1 protein-coding gene and 2 pseudogenes are annotated in these 1579 nt (G+C 67.8%); all 3 read left to right on the top strand.

Going from position 1 to position 1579, the window contains the following annotated elements:
* Positions 1-419, top strand: a pseudogene (locus IEX31_RS18355) (hypothetical protein); the annotation flags it as partial.
* A complete protein-coding gene (locus IEX31_RS18360) occupies positions 412-1362 on the top strand; it encodes an ATP-binding protein (protein WP_229662497.1) in 951 nt (316 codons plus the stop codon). The pseudogene IEX31_RS18355 and the gene IEX31_RS18360, both read left to right, overlap by 8 nt.
* Positions 1302-1579, top strand: a pseudogene (locus IEX31_RS18365) (IS21 family transposase); the annotation flags it as partial. The gene IEX31_RS18360 and the pseudogene IEX31_RS18365, both read left to right, overlap by 61 nt.

Genomic DNA, 1579 nt, shown 5'->3' on the forward strand with positions numbered 1-1579 from the left:
ACTTCCTGCGGCAGGCCGCGAAAGTCGGGCCTGGAACGGTCGCCGCGCTCACGAGGCTGCTGGACGGGAAGGCGATCGAAGCGCAGGGCTACCGGTCCTGCATGAACATCCTCGAGCTCGGCAAACGCGGAGGCCGGGTCCTGCTCGAGCAGGCCTGCCGCGGGCTGATCGATGAGGACCCGCACCGGCAGATCAGCTACACCGCCGTCAAGCACCGCATCACCGCCCTCCGCGCCAGCCTCGACGCCCGCCCCACCGTCGCCGGCGACACGGGTGTCGTCGTCACGTCACCGGTGGTCGGCGCGCCGGGGCGGCGGGACACCAGCCGGGCCCACCTCGCCGGCGCGGGAGCGTTCAGCCTCGACGCCCTCACACGACCAGCCGGTGACCAGATGACGGGAGGCGGACACGATGCTTGACCAGCACCTCACCACCGACGACATGCCTTTGTTCACCAGATTGCGGATGACCGCGTTCGGGGAGGCGGTGATCGACATCGCGAACGACCCCGCCTACGACCAGTGGACGTTCTCGCAGAAGATCCGTCACGCCCTCGAGCACGAGACCGCGGCCCGCACCGAGAGACGCGTCCTCAAGCTGCTCAAAGCGTCACGGACACCGAACCCCGGCGCGTGCGTCGAGGACATCCGCTACCTCGAGGGCCGGAACCTGAACCGTGAACTCGTCGCCCGGCTCGCCGCCTGCCGATGGATCGACCAGACCCACAACCTCGTGATCCTCGGCAAATCCAGCGTCGGGAAGTCCTACCTCGCCCAAGCGCTCGTGAATGCCGCATGCCGGCGCGATTACTCCGCGAAGTACTACCGGCTCGACGACCTCGCGAACCAGCTCGCCGTCTACCACCGGCAGGACACGCAACGACTGACGTTCCTCACCTCGCTGCATACCTGTGACCTGCTCGTGCTCGACGACTTCCTCACCACCCCGATCACCGGCCAGACCGCCGCCGAACTGCTGAACATCCTCGCCGCGCGCGAGGGGCGGGGATCGACCGTCGTGACCAGCCAGTTCGATCCCGAGGACTGGTATCGCTCGCTCCACGACGCCGTGATCGCGGAGTCCATCCTGAACCGGCATCGTCTCCACTGCCGAGCTCGTCCAACTCGACGGGCCAAACATGCGCCGCCACACCCACACCGAAGCAACCAGCTGAACCGGGCGCGCGGGCGCCACACCGCTACCCGGTCGCCGCGCCCGCGCTACCAGATCGACACACACGCGCTACCCGAAACCCCGGCTAAACACTGGTCGCGGTGCTCCATCACGAGCCGGGCCGGGCGATGCTGGTCGACTGGGCCGGTGACACGATCGACCTCGTCGACGCGGTCACGGGCGAGGTGACTCGGGCGGTGCTGTTCGTCGCGGTGCTGCCGTTCTCGGGAGCGTTGTTCTGGCGCGCGTACGCGAACATGAAGAGCGAGGCGTGGCTGGACGCGCACGTGTCAGCGTTCTTCTTCTATGGGGGCGTGGTGCAGATCGTCGTTCCCGACAATCCGACGACCTCGACGCATCAGCGGCACAAGGGCGACGCGGAGCGGGTCGTGAACGCGAGGTATCA

Source organism: Agromyces bauzanensis (genome assembly GCF_014645655.1).
Taxonomy (GTDB): domain Bacteria; phylum Actinomycetota; class Actinomycetes; order Actinomycetales; family Microbacteriaceae; genus Agromyces; species Agromyces bauzanensis.

Coding starts and splice junctions, on each gene's coding strand:
- IEX31_RS18360 (WP_229662497.1), top strand. CDS start 412: ATGCTTGACCAGCACCTCACCACCGACGACATGCCTTTGTTCACCAGA.